Origin of the sequence: Paenibacillus flagellatus, assembly GCF_003217775.1 — a bacterium.
Lineage (GTDB): Bacteria > Bacillota > Bacilli > Paenibacillales > NBRC-103111 > Paenibacillus_AB > Paenibacillus_AB flagellatus.
This window is the reverse complement of the sequence record NZ_QJVJ01000016.1, coordinates 64,745-84,635: the sequence shown is the minus strand read 5'-3', so window position 1 is coordinate 84,635 and position 19,891 is coordinate 64,745. Positions and strand designations below refer to the sequence as shown.

Here is a 19,891-nt window from a genome sequence, read left to right as displayed (position 1 = left end):
CCCGTCAGGGGGCTCCATCCTTTTGCCAATAAATATACCCTATAGGGGTATAAGAAAGCGAATGAAGGTGATCCTAATGAAAGCAGCGGAACAAATCAACGACGGACAAACGGTTTTGCAAATTACGGGCATGACGTGCGCGGCGTGCGCCAACCGGATCGAGAAAGGGCTGTCGAAGCTCGACGGCGTCTCGCAGGCAAGCGTCAACTTCGCGCTCGAGCAAGCGTCCGTCAGCTACGATCCGGCTAAGGTCGACCTCGAGCAATTGGAGCGCAAAATCCAGGATCTCGGCTACGGCACGGCGAAACGGACGGTCGACTTGGACATCTCGGGCATGACGTGCGCGGCATGCGCCGCCCGCATCGAGAAAGGGCTCGGCAAGCTGCCGGGCGTGCAGCGCGCCACCGTCAACTTCGCGCTCGAGTCGGCGCGGGTGGAGACGGCTCCGAACGGACCGACCGTGCAGGAGATGGTTCGCAAAGTGGAGCAGCTCGGCTACAAGGCGAAGCCGAAGGAAGAAGCGCGCGACGCGGGCGAGCACCGGCTGCAAGCGATCCGCAAGCAAAAGCGCAAGCTGGCCGTCTCCGCGATATTGTCGCTGCCGCTTCTGTGGGCGATGGTCGGGCATTTCTCGTTCACGTCCTGGATCTGGGTGCCGGAGCTGTTCATGAACCCGTGGTTCCAGCTGGCGCTGGCGACGCCGGTCCAGTTCGTCATCGGATGGCATTTTTACACGGGAGCGTATAAAGCTCTCCGCAACGGCAGCGCCAACATGGACGTTCTCGTGGCGCTCGGGACGTCGGCCGCCTACTTCTACAGCCTGTACTTGACGATCGATTCGATCGGGGGGCATATGCACCAGGTCGACATGTATTATGAGACGAGCTCGGTGCTCATCACGCTCATCCTGCTCGGCAAGCTGTTCGAGGCGCTGGCGAAAGGCCGTTCCTCCGAGGCGATCAAGACGCTGATGGGCTTGCAGGCGAAAACGGCGCTCGTCCTGCGCGGCGGCGAGGAAATCAGCGTGCCGGTCGAGGAAGTGGCCGTCGGCGACGTCGTGATCGTGAAGCCCGGCGAGAAGGTGCCGGTCGACGGCGAAGTCGTCGAAGGCGTATCGGCGGTCGACGAATCGATGCTGACCGGCGAAAGCATCCCGGTCGAGAAGCGGGCGGGGGATGTCGTCATCGGGGCGACGCTGAACAAGAACGGCGTGCTCCGGGTACGCGCGACGAAGGTCGGGCGCGAGACTGCGCTGTCGCAAATCATCAAGGTGGTCGAGGAGGCGCAAGGCTCGAAGGCGCCGATTCAACGGATCGCGGACGTCATCTCGGGCATCTTCGTCCCGATCGTCGTCGGAATCGCCGTCGTCACGTTTTTGATCTGGTACTTGGGCGTCGATGCGGGCAATTTCGCCGGCGCGCTGGAGAAAGCGATCGCGGTGCTCGTCATCGCCTGCCCGTGCGCGCTCGGTCTTGCCACGCCGACGTCGATCATGGCCGGCTCGGGCCGTTCGGCGGAGCTCGGCATCCTGTTCAAGGGCGGGGAGCATCTCGAATCGACGCACCGCATCGAGACGGTCGTACTCGATAAGACGGGTACGGTGACGAAAGGCAAGCCGGAGCTGACCGACTTCTCGGCCGGTCCGGAGTGGGACGAGAACGAGCTGCTCGGCTGGATCGGCGCCGCGGAGCGCAATTCGGAGCATCCGCTGGCGGAAGCGATCGTCGCCGGCGTTCTAAGCCGCGGAATCGCCCTGCCCGCGACGGAATCGTTCGAAGCGGTTCCGGGCTACGGCATTCGGGCGGTCGTGCAAGGCCGCGAGCTGCTCGTCGGCACCCGCAAGCTGATGGCTCAGGCCGGCGTCGACGTCGATGCGGTGCTGCCGGAGATGAACCGGCTCGAGGAGCAAGGGAAGACGGCGATGCTCGTCGCGGTCGACGGCCGCTACGCCGCGCTTGTCGCCGTAGCCGATACGATCAAGGAAACGTCGGCGCAGGCGGTAGCCCGCCTGAAGGAGATGGGAATCGAGGTCGTCATGATGACCGGCGACAACGAACGGACGGCTAAGGCGATCGCCCGTACCGCCGGCATCGATCGCGTACTGGCGGAGGTGCTGCCCGAAGGCAAGGCGGCGGAAGTGAAAAAGCTGCAGGCGGGCGGCCGCAAGGTAGCGATGGTCGGCGACGGCATCAACGACGCCCCGGCGCTCGCGACGGCGGACATCGGCATGGCGGTCGGCACCGGAACCGACGTGGCGATGGAGGCGGCGGACGTCACGCTCATGCGTGGCGATCTGAACGCCATTCCGGATGCGATGCGCATGAGCCGGAAAACGATGGCGAACATTAAGCAAAACTTGTTCTGGGCGCTGGCGTACAACGTGATCGGAATCCCGATCGCCGCGCTCGGATTTCTTGCCCCGTGGCTCGCGGGGGCGGCGATGGCGCTCAGCTCGGTTTCGGTCGTGCTGAACGCGCTTCGGCTGCAGCGGGCGAAGATTTGAATTCGCGGAGGGAAACGATGAAACGAACGATATGGATCGCGCTGGCACTGTCTCTCGTATTGCTGGCCGCTTGCTCGAAGACCGGAGGCAAGGAAACCTCCGCTAGGACCGACGGGCACGGGACGGAGCACGGATCGGAGCACGGCGGACACGAGGAGGGGGGCGGCGCGGCGGCGGCCGACGCCACCCGGGCGGTATGGAAGCTCTCGGCGGCGAAGCCGCAAGCCGGGGCGGTTACGACCGTCTCCGTACAGGTGGAGGATAAGAACGGCAAGCCGGTCGAGGCATTCGACATCAGCCACGAGAAGATGATGCATCTGATCGTCATCAGCAAAGATTTGTCCTACTTCGACCACATCCATCCGGAGTACAAGGGAAACGGCCGGTTCGACATCGACACCCGGTTCCCGGCGGGCGGGGAGTATAAGCTGTACGCCGATTATGTGCCGAAGGGCGGCTCGACGGTCACGAAGAGCGAATGGATCCGCGTCGAAGGGAACGCCGCCGCGTCGGTACCCGTCACGCCGGATGCGAATCTCGTCAAGGCGGTGGACGGCAAGGAAGTGAAGCTGTCGATCGACGGGCTTGCGGCGGGCAAGGATGCGAGCTTGACGTTCCATATCGCGGACGAGAAGACGAAGCAGCCCATCACCGACCTTCAGCCCTACTTGGGAGCCGTCGGCCACGTCGTCATCGTGAGCGGGGACGCGGAGCAATACTTGCACGTCCATCCGACCGAGGAGAAGGCGAAAGGACCGGACGCGAAGTTTATGACGAAGTTTCCGAATAGCGGCGTCTACAAAATTTGGGGACAGTTTCAGCACAACGGCAAAACGTTCATCGTTCCGTTCGTCGTGAAAGTTCCGTAAGGGAAATAGGGAAATGAGGGGAAGAGCGGAGCGGTCCGCTCTTTTTCGTTTTCGGGAAGAGGAGGCCGGTGTGCCTCGACGTGTGGCGTGTCGCAGCCTGGCCGGGGCTTTTTTACATATCGGAGACTTCGGATCTTTACCGCATAACCCTCATCTCTCCCCGATCCAAACGCTGTTCGTGAACAGCGGCGGCTCGAGAATGATCTTAGTGTGGACGGGGAACGTGTTACGTTTGAACGTTTTTGCGGTCGCCTCTTACGCCCGCTCGTCATCCGCCGGCGCGTCGCCGGGCTTCTCCCGCGTCAGCACGGCGCCGCCGAGCAGGAACGCTCCGCTCGCGTAAAACACCGCGGCTAGCCCGGCCGTCGTGCCGACCAGCCCGAACAGCAGCGGCGCGATCATCTGCGACATCCGGTTCGTGGCGAGCCGAAGCCCGAGCACCTCGGCCGTCCGCGACTTCGGCGAGGCGTTGTACGTCGTCGTCATCGAGAGCGGCTGGCCGAAGCCGAGCCCGGCCCCCATGAGCGCGGCGACCAGTCCGGCGGACAGCACGCCGTGCGCCGACACGGGGACGAGCAAAAACGCGAGCCCGGCGGCCGTAACCGACGCGAACAAAACCGCGCCCCGGCCGAACCTGCCGCTGATTCGCGCGATCGACGCGCGGACGACGACCATCGCGACGCCTTGCGCGGTAATGATCCAGCCGATCGCCGACGCGGACAAGCCTTGCTCGGAGCCGTAGAGCGGGAAGTAGGCGACGAAGATGTCGCGCGAATACAGGACTAGCGCGCTCGTCGCGAGCGCTTTGCGCAGCAGCGGAATGCTCAGCAGGCGCAGGGCGGACCCGGCCTCCTTCGCCGCTTGCGGCGGACGGGTGACGGCCGTGCGCCCCGGCAGCCGGAACGACAGGGCGACCGGGACGGCGCCGCAGCATAGGGCGACGAGGAAGACGAACGGATACGAGACGTGCTCGGCCAAGTATCCCCCGGCCACCGGGCCGAAGACGCCGCCGAGCGCGACCGCGGAGCTGAGCAGGCCGAAGTACGTGTCGCGGTTGTCCGGCGTGGCGGCCCGGCCGAGCGCGTTTTGCAGCGCGATGTTGACGAGAATTTGCGATATGCCGACAATGCCTTGGGAGACGAACAGCGCCCACAGCGCCGGAAACGCGAACGGAAACGCCATGCCCGCCGCGATGCCGGCCGTTCCCGCCACCGCCGCCAGCCGTTCGCCGGTACGATCGGTCATGCGGCCGATGCGGATGGCCACGATGAGCGGGAAGAAGGCGTAGGCCGACGTCAGCAGGCCGACCTCGAACGCCGACGCGCCGAGCGAGGAGGCGTAGAGCGTCATGACCGGGCGCGTCATATTCAGCATGATTTGAAAGCCGAACGCGACGGCGACAACCGTATGAAGCAGCACGATGAACGTCTCACCCGCCTTCACCGTTTATTGGCCGAGATTACGAAACGATCAGATGGACCGCCGCCAGCACGAGCCCGATGCAGAAGCCGCAAATCGCGCCGTTCACGCGAATCCACTGCAGGTCGGAGCCGATCTTCTCCTCCAGCATGGCGATCAGCGTCTCGTTGTCGTACTTCGCGATGTTTTCCTCGATGAGCTTGCCGATCTTATGGTGGTTGTTCTCGATCCAGCCGGCCAGCTTGTCCTGCACGAACGCTTCGACGCGTTCGGTACGGTCCGGGTCGGCTTTCAGCCGCCCGATCGCTTGTTCGAGCAGCGGGATGATCAAGCCGTTCGGGTAAGCGTCCGTATGGATGTAATCGAGAACCCGCTCGCGAGTCTGCTCCAGAAAACGATGGACGCCCGCGGCTACGTCGAACCGGGAGGCCAGCTCGGTTTTCCACCGCTCCAGCGACTTTTTCGTTTCGGGATCGGCCAAGGCGGCATCGAGCTTCTCCCGCATCGTATTCGAGATGCCGATTCGGGTCGGATTGTTCTCGTCGCGAAGCTCGCGAATTTGGCTCTGAAGCAGCTGCCGGATCGTCTCGCCGAGCCGTTCTTCGCTCATGAAGCCGGCGAAAGCGTTCAGCGCGAACTGCATAAGCCCGTTCGTCTGGATGCGGCCGATCGCGTCGGAAGCCATCGCGCCGAGCTGCCGGACCGTCGATTCGCGGTTCACGTATTCCTCCGCGAAATCGAGCACGAAGTCGAGCGCCTTCTTGTCCCATTCGTTCGCGAAGCCGTACTCGGCCAAGCGGGCCGCCGCCCCGGCCGTATCGAACGAGTCGATGCGCCGTCCGATCTCCCGCTCCAGAACGGGGACGAGCTTCTCCAACGGCACCGACCGGACGGCGAAGTCGCTGATGCCGACGATCGCGCGGACCGCCTCCGGCGTGCGCACATTCGCCTCGACGCCGTCCAGCAGCCGGGACGTGACGGCGAGCTGCTTCATCTTGTCGCGGATGCTCGTCTTGCTCAGCAAATCGTTTTCGACCGTCGAGACGAGCGCTTTCGTCACTCTCGCCCGATTGTTCGGCAAAATCGCCGTATGGGGAATCGGGATGCCGAGCGGGTGGCGGAACAGGGCGGTGACGGCGAACCAGTCCGCCAAGCCGCCGACAAGACCGGCCTCGAAGCCGCTGCGGAGAAACCGGACCCACGGGACCGCGTCGAACGGCAGACAGATGCAAAAGCCGGCGGCCATGGCTACGAGCGAAATCGCGGCTATATGTCTCGTATTCGGTTTCGATTTCATGTCGGGTTCAATCCTTTCCTGGGGAACCGGCGGTGCGCCGGATCGTTCGTTCACTCCCATTGTACTCCAATCCGACGAATTCGAAAAATCCCTCTCCCGTGCCCGCACCGGCGGCCAACCCGAGCCTACGCATCATGCGGATCTCGTCTTTTTTCCGGGACAGCCGCATACACTGTACGGAAACGGAACGGATCGGAGGGGGACGCGCTGACATGCTGAGACGCGGATGGCGGAGCCGGCCGGCCAAGAGCGGGAGGAGGAGGGCGCTGTTTATCGCGCTGCTCATCTTTTTTTTGTTTACGCTGCAATCGATCATATTCGTCGACAAGCATTTGCGTCCGCCGCTCATGAACGTGGCGAAGCTCCGGGTGAAGCAAATCGCCACCCAATCGATCAACTCGGCCATTACCGAGCGGATTGCGCAGGGCGGCAACTTCGACAAGCTGATCGATTGGCGGACGGACAAAAACGGGAAAAACACCGGACTGATGTTCAACTATATGGAGCATTCGAAAATATTGTCGGAAACGGTAGGGACGGTCCAGGGCGTACTGAACGAGCTGAAGGAAATTCCGGAGCACATCCCGGTCGGGCAGGCGTTCGACAGCCCGATTCTCGCTTCGTTCGGCCCGAAAATTCCGATCAAGTTCACGCCGGTCGGATCGGTCAAGGTCGATTTGAGCACCCGCCAGCAAAACGCGGGCATCAACATGGTATTGATGGAGGTTTACATCCGCATCATGGCGGAGGTGGCCATCATCATTCCGTTCGATACCGAGCCGGAGATGGTGGAGACGGAAATCCCGATCTCGTACGTGCTCGTCGTCGGCGACGTGCCGATGTATTATTACGACAACAACGGCAATCCGAGCGGCAGGTCGGCCGCGGCGCCGCCCAGCATCGCCATTCCGCAGATCAAGCCGGACGGGGCGAAGACGGAGACGGGGGCGGGGACGGAGACGCCGACGGGGAGCGCGGGCAAGGAAGCCGCCGGCAAAGCGGGCGAATAGAGGGAGCGAAAGCTTCCGACGCGAAAAACGGCGCCGTCAGGCGCCGCTTTTGTTTTTCATGGCGCGAAGACGGTCTTCGCGCTCCCATTTTTTCAAGTAGGGGTACGGATCGAACGACCATTCGCGCATGCCGTTGTCGCGGTACAGACCGAAATGCAGGTGCGGCGGAAACTTGCCCGACGTGCCCGGTTTGCCGTAGCCGGAGCTGCCGACCCAGCCGATCACCCGGCCGGGCTTGACGATGTCGCCGACCTTCAAGCTTTTATCGAAGCCGGACAGGTGGGCGTAATAATGGTAGACGTTGTTCAGGTCGCGCAGCCCGATCCGCCAGCCGCCGTACGGATTCCACCCTTTCACCTCGACGACGCCGTAGCAGGTGCTGCGGACGGGGACGCCGTAATTCGCGAACAGATCGGTCCCTTCGTGGATGCGGTGGCCGCCCCAGCCTCGGCTCGCTCCCCACGTTCCGCGGTACGAGTAGGTGGACTTGATCGGCAGCGGGAACGCGTGGTCGTGCAGGTCGAGCCGTCCGAAAGCGGCGTAGATGCGGGCGAATTGCAGGATGCGGTCTACGTTGCGGACGTTGCGGTACCGTTCCCACAGCGCCAGCTTCAGATCGTTCTCGGTCGTGCCGTAGCCGAGCAAAAAGGTGGCCATCGTCGACAGCACGTCGAAGTCGTTGGTGCGGTCCGCCCGGCCGTCTCCGTCGCCGTCGGTTCCCCGCCCTGCGAAAAGAGCGATCGTCGCCGGGTCGGTATCGGCTTCATTCGGATTGCCGAAGCCCGTCCATTCGACTTCGGAGTAATAGATGCCGATCAGAGCGTTTTTTCGCGTCGGCCGCTTTTTCGGATTGGCGATGGTGAGCGAACGTTCGAACTGATCGATCGCGGCGAGGTTGTACCAGGGAATGCCGGAAATTTGCCCGATTTCATCGAAGAGCCGTTTGCGTTCCGCGAATACGGTATTCATATCCTTCGTCTCGCCTTGTGCGGTTTGCGCCGCGGATACGGGGGCGGTCCATGCGAGCGCCAGCAGCACGGCGCATAGCATCACCGCCGAATACCGGCGAAACCGTCCTGCACGTTTCAACTTCGCTTCCTCCTTCCGAAAACGAGGCTTTTGTTTGGTTAGGGTGCGCCTTTCCGCTTCTTGCTATTCGTTTACATGCATACGGAAGATTTGATACGATAAGGGGAACAAGAGAGTGGCGGAGAAGGAAGGGGGGAGCCCATGTTCGACCACCGGCACGAACACATCGACGACCGCATGGTGCTGCTGCAGGCCAACCTGGACGATATGAACCCGGAATACGTGTCCTACGTATCCGACCGGCTGTTCGAAGCCGGGGCCAACGACGTTTATTGGATTCCGATCGTCATGAAGCGGGGAAGGCCCGGCGTCATGCTGAACGTGCTCGTCTCGGAAGAGCGGATCGGCGAGATGGAACGGATCGTGTTCGCCGAGACGACGACGCTCGGGCTGCGGTATTTGCGGGCGGACGTGCATCGGCTCGGCCGCGAATTCGCAACGGTCGAGACGCCATGGGGTCCGATTACGGTCAAGCTCGGCTTCCACCGAGGGGAGCTCGTGCAGATGGCGCCGGAATTCAAGGAATGCGAGGCGGCGGCCAAATCGAGCGGGGTGCCGCTCAAGACGGTGTACGACGAGGTGCGCCGGCGGTATGCCGACATGCGATCGGCCGCCGGGCAACAATCGGGCTCCGGCGGAGGGACGTGAGCGCATCCGGCGGTAGGCGCGGAAGGCGATGATCATAAAGCGAGAGGCTGTGCCTCCGGACGGATTCCGTCCTCGGAGGTACAGCCTCTCGGCGTTTCCCGGCGCGCTTTAATGCTTGTGCGCGTTCGTATCGTGCTTATCGTCGTGCTCGTGCGAGTGATGCGCATGCCCGTGACGGTCGCGCTGTTCGTGCCGGCGGGCTCGATCGTGCTCATGCTCGTGGCCGTGACGATGTTCATGGTGGTGATGATCGTGATCATGGTGGTGATGGTCGTGCTCATGGTGGTGATGATCGTGATCATGATGGTGGTGATCGTGATCATGGTGGTGATGATCGTGATCATGGTGGTGATGATCGTGATCATGATGGTGATGGTCGTGATCATGGTGCCCGTGATGATGATGATGCTCGTGCGGATGGGCGTGGTCGGCATGGATCGGCTGCAAATTCGCCTTCCACTGGCCGATGTACGAATCGGCCGAGCCGACGACGACGCGCAGCACGTTCGGCTGGTTCGGCAAGTCGCGCGTTCCCGCCCCGTAGCCGATCGACTCGACGACCATCGGCGGAAGCCCCTTGGAGAAATCGTGCACGACGCCCGAAACGATGCCGGCGCCCGTCGGCGTCGTCATCTCCATCGCGTAGTCGGTCGGGGCGATCGGCAGGCCGCGCATCATTTCGAGCGTGGCGGGAGCCGGCACCGGGTACAGGCCGTGGTCGCACCGGACGGTGCCGGAGCCGAGCGGCACGGGAGCGCTGTAAATGCGCTCCGCCTGTAGCGAATCGAGCGCCAAGGCGACGCCGATGACGTCGACGATCGAGTCGATCGCGCCGACTTCGTGGAAGTGGACCTTCTCGACCGGGATGCCGTGAATTTTCGCTTCGGCGACGCCGATCTTCTCGAAGATCGCAAGGCTGTACGCCACGACCCGCTCGTTGAAGCCGGCGGATTGGATCATCCGGACGATGTCGGCATAATGCCGATGGTGAGTCGGCGGCCGGCTCGAGTCAAGCTCGACGTCCATTTTAAGCGCGGAGATTCCTTTTTTGTTCACGCGGCGCCATTGCAGAGCGAACGGCTCGATCCGAATTTTTTGCAGCTCGCTCTCGATATACGCGCGGTCCGCGCCGGCGTCGACCAAAGCGGCAAGCGCCATATCGCCGCTAATGCCGGAGAAACAATCGAAATAGACGACTCGCACTCGGTTCACGACCTTTTCGACATATTTTTGTTGATGAGTCCGGCGCTGTAGCCGGCGCCGAAGCCGTTGTCGATATTGACGACGGTGACGCCGGTCGCGCACGAATTGAGCATTGTCAGCAGCGCGGAGACGCCGTGGAAGCTCGCCCCGTAGCCGATGCTTGTCGGCACCGCGATGACGGGCTTGGCCACCAGGCCGCCGACGACGCTGGCAAGCGCGCCTTCCATGCCGGCGACGACGACGACGACGTTCGCGCCGCGGATGACCGGCAGCCGCCGGAACAGCCGGTGAATGCCGGCCACTCCGACGTCGTATACTTTCTCCACATGGCTGCCCATGCATTCGATCGTAATGGCCGCTTCCTCGGCGACAGGCAGATCGGACGTGCCGGCGCAGACGACGGCTACGTATCCGTCATGCACGTTCAAGATCGGCTTGCGGAACCAGGTGAGCGCCCTCGCCGTCGCATGGTACGTGGCGCCTTCGACGGCGGCCGCCACCGCCTCCGCCTTGTCGGCGTCGACCCGGGTGGCGAGAACCCGGTCGGAATGCTCGGTCAGCCGCTTGAAGATGGCGACGATCTGCTCGGTCGTCTTGCCCTCGCCGTAGATGACTTCCGGGAAGCCGGTCCGCTTCTCGCGCTCGATGTCGAGCTGGGCGAAGCCGAGATCGGCCACTTTGCCCGCGGCGTCCGTCCTCGCGATCTCCTCGATTTGCCGCTTCGCTTCCTCCACATCGAGGTCTCCGGCCTGCAGCAGCTTCAATACGTGCTCCAGCTGCATCATGTCGCCGCTCCTTTAACCGTCACCGGCAGTTCTTTTTTGAGGACCGCGTTCATGCTCCCGGTCCGGTAGCCCGCCAGATCGAGCGTGACGTAGGTGAAGCCGAGCTCGGTAAATTTGCGGTGGATTTGCTCGTTCAGCTCGACGACTTTGTGCAGCTCGTCGGGCATGACCTCGATTCGGGCGATTTTGTCGTGGTGCCTGACGCGCACCTGCCAGAAGCCGAGCGAGTACAGGAAATCCTCCGCGGCGTCCAGCTGATCGATTTTGTACTTCTCGATCTTCGTGCCGTAGGGAATGCGCGAGGACAAGCAGGCGAACGACGGCTTGTTCCACGTCCGCAAGCCGAGCTCCTTGGACAGCTCGCGAATTTCCGCCTTCAGGAAGCCGGCTTCCTGAAGCGGGCTGCGTACGCCCTGCTCCGTTTTGGCCTGCAGGCCGGGACGGTAGTCGCCCAAATCGTCCACGTTCGAGCCGTCGACGATGAACGGATAGCCGAGCTCCCGGGCCAGCGTTTGCAGGTGCGAGTATAGGCCGGTTTTGCAATGGTAGCATCGGTCCGGGTTGTTCGCCACGAACGATGCGTTCTCGAATTCTTTCACTTCCGTCTTGTACAGCCGGACGCCCATATCCTCGGCGAGCCGGACCGCCGCATCGAATTCGCGGGTCGGAAACGTCTCCGAGGCGGCCGTCACCGCCAATACTTGGTCGCCCAATTCCTGGTGCGCCCGCTTCAGGACGAACGTGCTGTCGACGCCCCCGGAGAAGGCGATCAGGACGCGTCCCATATCCCGAAGGATGCGGCCGAGCCGTTCATCCTTTTGCCGCAACGTCATACCGGTTTCCATGCGGGTTCCCTCCCTGGTCAAGCCGCCGCGCGATTCGCGCCGCGGCCGTTCGATGGTGATGCCGCTTACTACTCGTAAGTGTAACATAACCTCGGTTCGTCTGGAACGGGTAGCGCAACTTTCCCGGGGCGGCGCAACCGAACAAATCGACACCTTTTCCAACAAGTTCGATCCTGCTTTTCGCCCGGGGCTCCGTTAAAATGGGATCGAAGCCGACGTCCGGCATGGATTGTTGCCGCTTTCGTGATATAATACTTACAGATTCGCCCAAGCTTCGGCCGGGCGGATCGACAGGGCGGGTCGCACCGGGAAGACACGGGTCCATCCGGGCGATGCCGAATATGACGGAAAGCGGGAATCGAACATGGCGACCAAACCAAGTCTTCGCAAGCCGGAATGGCTCAAGATCAAGCTGCCGGCAGGCGAAGATTACGATAACGTCAAAGAAATCAAGGATATGATGCGCTCCAAGACGCTCCACACGGTCTGCGAGGAGGCGAAATGTCCGAACATCCACGAATGCTGGGCGAACCGGACGGCGACGTTCATGATTTTGGGCGACATTTGCACGAGGGCTTGCCGGTTTTGCGCGGTCAAGTCGGGTCTCCCGACGGAGCTCGACCTGCAGGAGCCGGAGCGGGTGGCGGAGGCGGCCGAGCAGATGGGGCTGCGCCATTGCGTCATCACTTCGGTGGCGAGGGACGACTTGGCGGACGGAGGCGCCTCCATCTTCGCCGAGACGATCCGCGCGGTCCGCAGAAGGATGCCGTTCTGCTCGGTCGAGGTGCTGATCCCGGACTTCATGGGCAATGAGGATTCGCTGCGCATCGTCATGGAGGCGAAGCCCGACATTTTGAATCACAATATGGAGACGGTGGAACGGATGTCCGACCGGGTCCGGTCGAAGGCGAAGTACCGCCGGTCGCTCGAGCTGTTGGCCCGCTCCAAGAAGCTGGCTCCCGCGATCCCGACGAAGTCGAGCATCATGGTCGGCGTCGGCGAGGAATGGGACGAAATTTTGCGAACGATGGACGATTTGCGCGCGGTCGATTGCGACATCATGACGATCGGGCAATATTTGCAGCCGACGAAGCAGCATCTCGACGTGAAGCAGTATTATACGCCGGAGCAATTCGCGATGCTGAAGGAGGAAGGCATGAAGCGGGGATTCCGCCATGTCGAATCCGGCCCGCTCGTAAGGAGCTCCTATCACGCTCACGAGCAGGTGAAGGCGGCGCATGCGCATTCTTGATCGAGACCGTAAAACCGGCGCAAGGAGGGGATCCCGTTGATCCATATCGGCGGCAAAACGTTCGAGCTCGTGCAGGATCACCGGAACGGCTACAGCTTCGAAGCGTTCCGGGACCGCTACAGCGAAGTGCTCGACCGCTACGATTACATCGTGGGCGATTGGGGCTACAATCAGCTGCGGCTGAAAGGATTTTTCAAGGAAAACAGCAAGAACGGCAACAAGGATACGTGCGTGTCCGGCATGCACGATTATTTGAACGAATATTGCAATTTCGGCTGCGCGTACTTCATCGTGCGCAAAGTGCCGGGCAAGCAGGGGCAAGGGGAGGCGGCTCCCCAGCAAGGGCCGGGAGAGACGACGGGAGCGGGCGCGCCGCAGGAAAACGCCGCGACGGTGTCGACGTCGAGCTCCTCCATGCCCCCGCGCCAGCACCAGCACCGTCACGAGCGTCACGAGCGCCATGACCGGCACGAGCGCCATGAGCGCCAGCCGCGTCACGAACGTTCGCAAGGACGCCAGCAGCCGCAAAAATAGCGAATCGTCGATCGTCGCGATCGGTCGGGGGGCGGAACGCTTGTTGAACATGGCAAAAAGACGGTGGATCGCATGGGCGCTGCTCGGTGCGATTGCCGCGGTACAAACCGGCTGCACGTACGTCAATGCGGAGCAACAAGCGAAGCCGGAGCTGCTGAAGCCGGTCAAGCGGCAGGAAGATTTGTTCGAGGTGAAGAGCGGCTCGATCGTCAGTCAGATCCGGGGCGTCGGCTTTTTCGTCCCGGCCTCCACGAAGTATTATCAGCACGCCACGGGCGGCAAAATAGCCGCGTTGCGGGTGAAGGCCGGCGATTCCGTCGCCAAGGGCGACGTGCTGCTCGAGCTCGACCCGCAGGACTTGCCGATGAAGATCGTGGAGCAGAAGCTCGTCGTGGCGAAAGCGGAGGAGAGGCTGGAGGAAGCGAAAACGTCCCGGGATGCGGAGGTGCTTCGGCTCGCCGGCTTGAATCTGGACGTCGAGCGGATGAAGCTGCAAGGACTGGAAGCGAAGCTGGCGAAGACGAAGCTGACGGCCGACAAGGCCGGCACGGTGACGTTCCTCGATTTCGTCAAGCCGGGAGATACGCTCGCGTCGTACAAGGACGTCGTCGGCGTATCCGATCCGAAGGAGCTGCTGTTCCTGTACGCGGTACCCGCGGCGGGAGGCGACCTGTCGTCCGTCGAGCTGGGGGCGGAAGCCGAAATCGCCTACAAAGGGTCGACCTATAAAGGCAAAGTGATCCAGACGCCGAGAACGTCTCCGTTCACGGACAACCCGGTTCAAGTGGAGAAAAACACGAGATCGATCCTCGTCGCGCTGGATCGGCTGCCCGACGACGCCGAAATCGGCGGGCAAGGCGACTTGTCGATCGTCACGGAACGCCGGGACAACGTCCTCGTCATTCCGCGAGTCGGCTTGCGCTCGTACCAAGGACGAAGCTTCGTCCACGTCAAGGACGGCGACAGCCGCAAGGAGGTCGACGTCGAGAAAGGGCTCGAGACGGCGACCGAGGTTGAAATCCGCAAAGGGCTGAAGGCGGGTCAGCAACTCATTTTGAACAATTGACGGCATGAACCGGTTCGGTAAGCTTGGGGGCGCCACGCTCCCGAGCTTTTTTTGTATTCGCTCAAGTCCGTTCCGCAGTGCGCAGCGTTGTCACCGGCAGGTGGGCGAATGCATAGAATGAGGCGAACCGATCGAACGGAAGGAGCAAGCAATATGATGAACGAACCCGTATACGGGCAGCAGCTGTTGTATCAGGCCGATCCCGGCTATGTGCACCACGTGAGGGCGGTAAGAGAGCGTCTCCAGGAGGTGGGCCGGCACTGTATGAACCGTCGCGTCCGCATTCAAACGCTCGCCGGCCACGTGCACGAAGGCGTCATCGTCAATATCGACGCGACGCATTTGTACTTGAGCGTATCCGCCGACGAGTCGGCTCGCCAATGGCCGAACCCGCTGCAGCAAGCTTACGCGTACAACAACGTCATTCTCCCGCTCGTCCTGTACGAGCTGCTCGTCATTACGCTGATGTATACGTAATCGCGGCCGCCGATTTTTTTAAAAGCTTCGAATGAAGCGTGTCACAAACCCGACCGCCCGATCGTCTCATGGTTGTAAGACCGAAACGATACGGAAACGGGAGGGAATACCGATGGAACAACGATTGAACATGCAGCAGCTGGAGCCGAAAGCTTACGAGGCGATGTACGGGCTGGAGCGGTACGTCCGTTCGAGCTCGATACCGAAGACGCTGCTCGAGCTGATCAAAATCCGCGCTTCGCAGCTGAACGGCTGCGCGTACTGCATCGACATGCATACGAAGGACGCCCGCCATTACGGCGAGACGGAGCAGCGCATCTACGCGCTGAACGCGTGGCGGGAGACGCCGTTCTTCACGCCCGAGGAGCGGGCGGCGCTGGCGCTCACGGAAGCGGTGACGCTGGTCGCCGAGACTCACGTGCCGGACGACGTATACGAGGAGGCGGCCAAAGTGTTCGAGCCGAACCTGCTCGCGCAAATCATTATGGCGATCGTGACCATCAACGCCTGGAACCGGATCGCCGTCACGATGCGGGCCGTTCCGGGCTCGTATAAGCCCGGCGCGTTCGACTGAACGGGGAAAAGGGAGTAGGGACGGCGTCCCGTACTCCCTTTTTTTCATCTTGCCTGCTCGCCGGCACCGAATACCTCTTCCTCCAACTGCCGCAGCAGCCGGAGCTTGCGCCGCCATTCTTCGCCGTGCTCGACGATGCCGAGCCATTCCGGATAGGAGGATGCGGGGCGATCCCGCAGGCTCCTTATCTCGTATCTCGCGAATACCCGAAGCACGTCTTTCGCGTCCTGCCGCTCGGTGACGCGTTCCCCGATCAGCCGTCTGGCCGCGTAAGACATTCGGTGGCGCGTTTGCACCCATTCCGGGGAGGAGCCGATTCTTCTCCAGTTCGAAAAAGAAACGCGTTCGTTTCCGCTCAAGTCGTCGTCCCCCAGCGTGTCGGCGAAATGGCCGTATCTTCAACCTAGCGGGGACGAACGAAAAAAGCAACGGAAAGAACGCGTTTAACGAATGTGCGCTACTCCACGATATCGCCGATGAACGCCTCGCGCACCCGGTTCCAGAACGGGAACGGACGGTAACGCACGAAGCTGACCTTCCGGTCGGCGACCATACAGCGAATCGACGTCAAATCGGTCAGCTGCATGTTGAGATGATCGAGCGTGAACAATATTTTTTGACCCTTTTTCGGGTAAATGTCGCAATGATGGTGCTTCGGCAGGACGATCGACGAGCCGAGCGACCGGTAGACGCGATTGTTGAGCGACGCCATCTCGGCGATTTGGACCGCTTCGAGCGAAGGGTGGAGAATGGCGCCGTTCAAGCTCCGGTTATAGCCGGTGCTTCCGGTCGGCGTCGAGATGCAGATGCCGTCTCCGCGGAACATCTCGAACCGCTCGTCGTTAATGCGCAGCTCGGCGACGAGCGTCCCTTCGACGCCCTTCAGCGTACACTCGTTGAGCGCAAGGTGCGTTTCCGTCGTATTGCCGTTCGATATTTCGATTTCGATGATCGGATATTTCACGGTACGGATCGGCTCGGACGTATCGGTCGCCATATGGCGGATGAGCGTCTCCAGCTCCATCGGCTTCCAATCCGCGTAAAAGCCGAGATGGCCCGTATGGATGCCGACGAACGAGATGCGATCCAGCCGGTCGGCGTATAGATGAAACGCGTGCAGCATCGTACCGTCCCCGCCGATCGACACGACGACGTCGGGATGCTCGGCGTCAACCGTCAAGCCGGATGCCGCGGCCAGCTCGTGAAAACGGTCTTTCGTCCGGACGGACGTCTCGTCTCCGCGGTTCACTACGTTGTACTTCACTCGTCGTCCTCCTCAGCATTTGGCCGAGCCAAATTCACATCGTAACCAAGGGCCGAAAGCGATCGGGCCCCTTGTATATCGGAAGCGTCCGCCGATTTCGGCGAAGCCGGTTTCCCTTCGTAGGCGTCGGTCCAACCCGCGACGTCGTCGTCGCGATCGTCTCCTTCGCCCGCGCGACCCGCAGACGGTTCCCGCTCCTGGCCTTGCTGATTCGCCCGGCAAAACCGGTCGATCGGCTCGATCGTCTCGGGCGGGCAATCGCGGAACTCGGCCGCCACCCGGTACGAATCGCTGCCGAACGCCGTAACCCGGACGATTTCGCAGACGAGATGATGCTTCTCGGGCGAGGAAGGGAGGACGAAGGTCAGCTCCAGCAGCAGCGGCTCGAACAGCCGGGTCGAGGTGACGAACGAGACGCCGCCCGCCGACAGCTCGATCATTTGACCGTAAAAAACGACGCTCTGGGGCGACATCTCGCCGCGAACGCCGACGATCCGGCACGTGATCGGGATACGGGAGGCCAGCTGCACGCGAACCGACTTCCGCTGCTGGGTCATCCGAACCGTCTCCGGTGCGGCCAGCGTCAGCAAGCAGTGCTGCTTCGTCATTTCCATCGACAGCATGTCCGCAAAGCCGTAATATAGCATGCCCCGTTCCAGGAAAGAAAGCTCGATAAATCCGAGATGATGCAGCTTTTCCAAAGGGTGAATCGTATGGTAAGCGAGACCCGCGACGATTCGCTCCGCATCGAGCTTATGAACGGTGAACCGGTCCTCGTAGCAAAACGGCTGCCCGTCCTTCGTTTCGCCGACGAGAATCAATCGGCATTTCGATCCGGAGACGACCCGTCCTTCCTCCAACAATTGCGTCCACCTCATGGCCATCACCGCATTCGCTTCGTAGTAAGGGCAATCTCTCCTTTCATCATAATCAATATGGCCGCACAACACAATGCCGAATCGCCGCTGCCCGCCCGCCGCGGCGTATCCCGGAGCGTCCGAGAACGGGACGCGCTAAGAGCGGCGAAGCAGCGGGCGTACGCAGCGGTAGACGGCATACATCGCCGCGACCGCCGCGATCGTCCCGGCGAACAGCAGCGCCGACAGCGAATACAGGGCGGGCAGCGCCGCATACAGCCACCGGTCCGGCGCGAATGCGGGGACGGCGGCCGACAGCGCCGACACGGCGGGGGAGAGCGGCTTCCAGAGCACGAAGACGAGCGCCGCCGCCATCAAGCCGTGCGCCATTCTCGCGACGGCGAACGGCATATAGCGCAGATCGGTGCGGTTGAGCAGGCTGACGATTTGCGCGTGCACCGACAAGCCGCTCCACGACAGGACGAACGCGGCGATCGCGACCTTGCTCGCGAGACTCAAATGCGTGCCGGCTCCGGCTGCCGACTTGGCGCCGATCGTCACCTCGAACAAGCCGTTCACGACGGCTTGCGACAGCTCCGGCGGGAAACGGAACCAGCGCAGCGCCGAATCGACGGCCGCATACAAGCCGCTCATGACGCGGGATAGCGTCAGCACCTCCAGCACGACGCAGAAGAAGACGACGAGCCCTCCGACGACCATGATCAGCTTGAGCGACGACTGCACCGAATCCTTGAGCAACTCGCCGAACGTGCGGCTTTCCTGCAAGCGGGCACGGTGCATCGCCTGCATCGCTCGCCAAAGCAGCGTCCGACCCGAGGCGGCCGGAAGCGTGCCGGTTTGCCGCTTGCCGCCGTGAAACCGCATCAAGAAGCCGACGATTAAGCCCGACCCGTAGTGGGCGATGCCGAGAACGAGCGCCAGGCCGACGTCATGGAAAAATCCGACGGACACGGCGCCGATGAGAAAAATCGGGTCGGACGACGTCGTGAACGAGACGAGCCGTTCGCCTTCGTCGCGATTGACGAGCCGCTGCTCCCACAGCTGGGCGGTCAGCCGGGCGCCGACCGGGTAGCCGGAAGCGAACCCCATCGCCATGACGAACCCGCCGATGCCCGGCACGCGAAACAGCGGACGCATCATCGGGTCGAGCAGCGTGCCGAAGAAATGGACGATGCCGAAGCCGAGCATCAATTCCGATAGAACGAAAAACGGCAGAAGCGAAGGGAACAAAATGTCCCACCAGATGGATAAGCCGCGCAGCGCGGCGGCCAGCGAAGGGCCGGGAAACGCCGTCATCAAGGCGGCGACGGCCGCGACGGCGGAGCCGGCCAGCGCCGTTTTCCAGACGCGAACGGAGGTCATGCGTCAGTTACACCCGCTTTCCGGCGCAACTTGTCCGTTCGGGCGGGGCGGACCCGCCCCCGGACGTTATCGCGCTCCCTTCATCTTTATGACGGGAAAAGCCCGGACATGCGGGACTCGTACGGCTGAAAACGGATACATTTTTTTCGTAAAGGGCTGATATTTCGTTCCGGATATGGTAAACTAAAAAAAAGTGAAGACGGAGTGATGCTTATGATGAGTGTAGTCACAGGGTTGATTGTATGCGCCTTCGTTTTTGTCATTCGGGAGACGCTGATGAGCTCCGCCGAGGAAGATATGGAAAATTAATCCCATCGGGGTTCGCCCGGTTAAAACGCATGGTGCCGCTTAAAAATAAGTTGGCACCATTTTGTTGTTCTAGTGTATAATGTGGGGGAAATCAATAGGACAGGTGGCGGATATGGACACTCAACGAGATGGGACCAAATCCCTATACGAGTCGATCGGCGGCGCCGAGACGGTTCGCCGGCTGGTCGAGGCGTTTTATCCGAACGTTCAGGCCGATCCGGACATCGGACCGCTGTTTCCGGAGGACATTACGCCGGTCATGGAGAAGCAGTATTTGTTTTTGACGCAATTTTTCGGCGGACCGCCGCTGTACTCGGAGCAATACGGCCATCCGATGATGCGGGCCCGGCATTTGCCGTTCCCGATTACGCCGGAGCGGGCGGACGCTTGGCTTCGCTGCATGAAGCGGGCGCTGGAGGAGATCGGACTTTCGCCGGAATGGCGCGATATCGTGCTCGAGCGGCTGAAAGCCCCCGCTTATCATTTCGTCAATACGCCGTAACGAAA

The 19,891-nt window shown here is 61.9% G+C and carries 20 protein-coding genes; 10 read left to right on the top strand and 10 right to left on the bottom strand.

What is annotated here, in order from left to right:
- Positions 1-76: 76 nt before the first annotated feature.
- Complete coding sequence (locus DLM86_RS27620; protein WP_110843300.1) at positions 77-2,503, top strand: heavy metal translocating P-type ATPase; 2,427 nt, start codon at positions 77-79, stop codon at positions 2,501-2,503.
- Positions 2,504-2,520: 17 nt separating this feature from the next.
- Positions 2,521-3,372, top strand: coding sequence for a hypothetical protein (locus DLM86_RS27615; RefSeq protein ID WP_110843299.1), 852 nt, complete (start codon positions 2,521-2,523; stop codon positions 3,370-3,372).
- A gap of 255 nt (positions 3,373-3,627) precedes the next feature.
- Here the strand turns inward: DLM86_RS27615 and DLM86_RS27610 are convergent, their stop codons facing one another.
- Entirely contained in the window at positions 3,628-4,791 is a 1,164-nt protein-coding gene (locus DLM86_RS27610; RefSeq protein WP_110843298.1) for an MFS transporter, read from the bottom strand.
- Between the two features lie 40 nt (positions 4,792-4,831).
- Positions 4,832-6,088, bottom strand: a complete 1,257-nt coding sequence (locus DLM86_RS27605; RefSeq protein ID WP_158289692.1) for a DUF445 domain-containing protein — start codon at positions 6,086-6,088, stop codon at positions 4,832-4,834.
- A gap of 212 nt (positions 6,089-6,300) precedes the next feature.
- Here DLM86_RS27605 and yunB point away from each other — a divergent pair, with 212 nt between their 5' ends.
- A complete protein-coding gene (gene yunB / locus DLM86_RS27600) occupies positions 6,301-7,098 on the top strand; it encodes a sporulation protein YunB (RefSeq protein WP_110843296.1) in 798 nt (265 codons plus the stop codon).
- A 36-nt stretch (positions 7,099-7,134) separates the two neighbouring features.
- On the opposite strand, the gene DLM86_RS27595 is transcribed toward yunB, so the two are convergent.
- A complete protein-coding gene (locus DLM86_RS27595; protein ID WP_110843364.1) occupies positions 7,135-8,148 on the bottom strand; it encodes a M23 family metallopeptidase in 1,014 nt (337 codons plus the stop codon).
- Positions 8,149-8,328: 180 nt separating this feature from the next.
- On the opposite strand from DLM86_RS27595, the gene larC2 reads away from it, so the two are divergent.
- The gene (larC2, locus tag DLM86_RS27590; protein ID WP_110843295.1) at positions 8,329-8,835 is read left to right on the top strand and encodes a nickel pincer cofactor biosynthesis protein LarC2; all 507 of its coding nucleotides are present in this window, start codon (positions 8,329-8,331) and stop codon (positions 8,833-8,835) included.
- A 108-nt stretch (positions 8,836-8,943) separates the two neighbouring features.
- Here larC2 and larC read toward each other — a convergent pair whose 3' ends face one another.
- Genes larC through larE form a run of 3 tightly spaced genes read right to left on the bottom strand, consistent with a single transcriptional unit; the run spans position 8,944 to position 11,668 of the window.
- Complete coding sequence (gene larC, locus DLM86_RS27585) at positions 8,944-10,047, bottom strand: nickel pincer cofactor biosynthesis protein LarC (protein WP_245954962.1); 1,104 nt, start codon at positions 10,045-10,047, stop codon at positions 8,944-8,946.
- On the bottom strand, positions 10,044-10,823 hold the full coding sequence (gene larB, locus DLM86_RS27580) for a nickel pincer cofactor biosynthesis protein LarB (protein WP_110843293.1): 780 nt from the start codon (positions 10,821-10,823) through the stop codon (positions 10,044-10,046). Before larB ends, larC begins: the two co-directional genes overlap by 4 nt.
- On the bottom strand, positions 10,820-11,668 hold the full coding sequence (larE, locus tag DLM86_RS27575) for an ATP-dependent sacrificial sulfur transferase LarE (RefSeq protein WP_110843292.1): 849 nt from the start codon (positions 11,666-11,668) through the stop codon (positions 10,820-10,822). The genes larB and larE overlap by 4 nt, the downstream gene beginning before the upstream one ends.
- 286 nt (positions 11,669-11,954) lie before the next feature.
- Here larE and lipA point away from each other — a divergent pair, with 286 nt between their 5' ends.
- The 5 genes from lipA to DLM86_RS27550 all read left to right on the top strand — a co-directional run bounded on the left by lipA (position 11,955) and on the right by DLM86_RS27550 (position 15,571).
- A complete protein-coding gene (gene lipA / locus DLM86_RS27570) occupies positions 11,955-12,920 on the top strand; it encodes a lipoyl synthase (RefSeq protein WP_281272206.1) in 966 nt (321 codons plus the stop codon).
- Between the two features lie 36 nt (positions 12,921-12,956).
- Positions 12,957-13,454, top strand: coding sequence for a YutD family protein (locus tag DLM86_RS27565; protein WP_110843290.1), 498 nt, complete (start codon positions 12,957-12,959; stop codon positions 13,452-13,454).
- On the top strand, positions 13,381-14,520 hold the full coding sequence (locus tag DLM86_RS27560) for an efflux RND transporter periplasmic adaptor subunit (RefSeq protein ID WP_110843289.1): 1,140 nt from the start codon (positions 13,381-13,383) through the stop codon (positions 14,518-14,520). Before DLM86_RS27565 ends, DLM86_RS27560 begins: the two co-directional genes overlap by 74 nt.
- A gap of 153 nt (positions 14,521-14,673) precedes the next feature.
- Positions 14,674-14,997 carry an acetyl-CoA acetyltransferase gene (locus DLM86_RS27555; protein ID WP_110843288.1) on the top strand — a complete coding sequence of 108 codons (324 nt, stop codon included), beginning with the start codon at positions 14,674-14,676 and terminating at the stop codon, positions 14,995-14,997.
- 112 nt (positions 14,998-15,109) lie between these two features.
- The gene (locus DLM86_RS27550; RefSeq protein ID WP_110843287.1) at positions 15,110-15,571 is read left to right on the top strand and encodes a carboxymuconolactone decarboxylase family protein; all 462 of its coding nucleotides are present in this window, start codon (positions 15,110-15,112) and stop codon (positions 15,569-15,571) included.
- 44 nt (positions 15,572-15,615) lie between these two features.
- Here DLM86_RS27550 and DLM86_RS27545 read toward each other — a convergent pair whose 3' ends face one another.
- The 4 genes from DLM86_RS27545 to ylbJ all read right to left on the bottom strand — a co-directional run bounded on the left by DLM86_RS27545 (position 15,616) and on the right by ylbJ (position 19,075).
- Entirely contained in the window at positions 15,616-15,930 is a 315-nt protein-coding gene (locus DLM86_RS27545; protein WP_110843286.1) for a hypothetical protein, read from the bottom strand.
- A 98-nt stretch (positions 15,931-16,028) separates the two neighbouring features.
- Complete coding sequence (locus DLM86_RS27540; RefSeq protein ID WP_110843285.1) at positions 16,029-16,835, bottom strand: NAD kinase; 807 nt, start codon at positions 16,833-16,835, stop codon at positions 16,029-16,031.
- On the bottom strand, positions 16,832-17,695 hold the full coding sequence (locus DLM86_RS27535) for a PilZ domain-containing protein (RefSeq protein ID WP_158289691.1): 864 nt from the start codon (positions 17,693-17,695) through the stop codon (positions 16,832-16,834). Before DLM86_RS27535 ends, DLM86_RS27540 begins: the two co-directional genes overlap by 4 nt.
- Positions 17,696-17,848: 153 nt before the next feature.
- The gene (gene ylbJ / locus DLM86_RS27530; protein WP_110843283.1) at positions 17,849-19,075 is read right to left on the bottom strand and encodes a sporulation integral membrane protein YlbJ; all 1,227 of its coding nucleotides are present in this window, start codon (positions 19,073-19,075) and stop codon (positions 17,849-17,851) included.
- A gap of 421 nt (positions 19,076-19,496) precedes the next feature.
- Between ylbJ and DLM86_RS27525 the strand changes: the two genes are divergently transcribed.
- Positions 19,497-19,886, top strand: a complete 390-nt coding sequence (locus tag DLM86_RS27525) for a globin domain-containing protein (RefSeq protein ID WP_110843282.1) — start codon at positions 19,497-19,499, stop codon at positions 19,884-19,886.
- Positions 19,887-19,891: the final 5 nt, after the last annotated feature.

Coding starts and splice junctions, on each gene's coding strand:
- DLM86_RS27620 (WP_110843300.1), top strand. CDS start 77: ATGAAAGCAGCGGAACAAATCAACGACGGACAAACGGTTTTGCAAATT.
- DLM86_RS27615 (WP_110843299.1), top strand. CDS start 2,521: ATGAAACGAACGATATGGATCGCGCTGGCACTGTCTCTCGTATTGCTG.
- DLM86_RS27605 (WP_158289692.1), bottom strand. CDS start 6,088: ATGAAATCGAAACCGAATACGAGACATATAGCCGCGATTTCGCTCGTA.
- yunB (WP_110843296.1), top strand. CDS start 6,301: ATGCTGAGACGCGGATGGCGGAGCCGGCCGGCCAAGAGCGGGAGGAGG.
- DLM86_RS27595 (WP_110843364.1), bottom strand. CDS start 8,148: ATGCTATGCGCCGTGCTGCTGGCGCTCGCATGGACCGCCCCCGTATCC.
- larC2 (WP_110843295.1), top strand. CDS start 8,329: ATGTTCGACCACCGGCACGAACACATCGACGACCGCATGGTGCTGCTG.
- larB (WP_110843293.1), bottom strand. CDS start 10,823: ATGATGCAGCTGGAGCACGTATTGAAGCTGCTGCAGGCCGGAGACCTC.
- larE (WP_110843292.1), bottom strand. CDS start 11,668: ATGGAAACCGGTATGACGTTGCGGCAAAAGGATGAACGGCTCGGCCGC.
- DLM86_RS27560 (WP_110843289.1), top strand. CDS start 13,381: ATGACCGGCACGAGCGCCATGAGCGCCAGCCGCGTCACGAACGTTCGC.
- DLM86_RS27555 (WP_110843288.1), top strand. CDS start 14,674: ATGATGAACGAACCCGTATACGGGCAGCAGCTGTTGTATCAGGCCGAT.
- DLM86_RS27550 (WP_110843287.1), top strand. CDS start 15,110: ATGGAACAACGATTGAACATGCAGCAGCTGGAGCCGAAAGCTTACGAG.
- ylbJ (WP_110843283.1), bottom strand. CDS start 19,075: ATGACCTCCGTTCGCGTCTGGAAAACGGCGCTGGCCGGCTCCGCCGTC.
- DLM86_RS27525 (WP_110843282.1), top strand. CDS start 19,497: ATGGACACTCAACGAGATGGGACCAAATCCCTATACGAGTCGATCGGC.